1 protein-coding gene is annotated in these 635 nt (G+C 72.1%); it reads left to right on the top strand.

The features are described 5' to 3' along the window. Window positions 1–43: 43 nt before the first annotated feature. Window positions 44–635: pyridoxal-phosphate dependent enzyme (locus AC1DWF_RS35685; protein WP_476843181.1), on the top strand; the 592-nt coding region annotated here is incomplete at its 3' end.

The raw sequence follows: 635 nt of genomic DNA on the forward strand, positions 1-635 counted from the left end.
TTGGGGCTGCCACGAAAGAGCGGTCGGGTTACAGGGAAAATGCATGCAAATTGATCAATCTGCCATCGCCGCCGCCGCCCGCCTGATTGCCGGCGATGTCCGCCGGACACCGCTGCTGGCGATGCCCGGATGGGGCGTGCTGAAGCTGGAGATGCTGCAATTGGCCGGCAGCTTCAAGCCGCGCGGTGCCTTCAACCGGATGCGGGCGGCAGGCGCCGGGCCGGCAGGCGTGATCGCCGCCTCGGGCGGCAACCACGGCGTGGCGGTGGCTGCGGCGGCGCAGTCGCTCGGGCTGAAGGCGGAGATCTTCGTCCCGGAAATCTCGGCGGAGGCGAAGCGGGCGCGCATCCGCTCGTTCGGCGCAAGGCTCGTGGTGGGCGGCGCCAGCTACGACGAGGCGCGGCAGGCCAGCGAGGCCCGCGCCGCCGAGACCGGCGCCCTCGTGGTCCATGCCTACGACCAGCCGGAGGTGCTGGCCGGCCAAGGCACGGTCGCCCTGGAATGGGAGGAGCAGGCGCCCGAGCTCACGCACCTGCTGGTGGCGGTGGGCGGCGGTGGGCTGATCGGCGGTATCGCGGCCTGGCACCGCGCGAGCGGCGTCACCCTAGTCGCAGTGGAGCCGGAGGGCTGCCCCT

The sequence above is a fragment of the Aminobacter sp. P4_D5 genome (genome assembly GCF_056401815.1).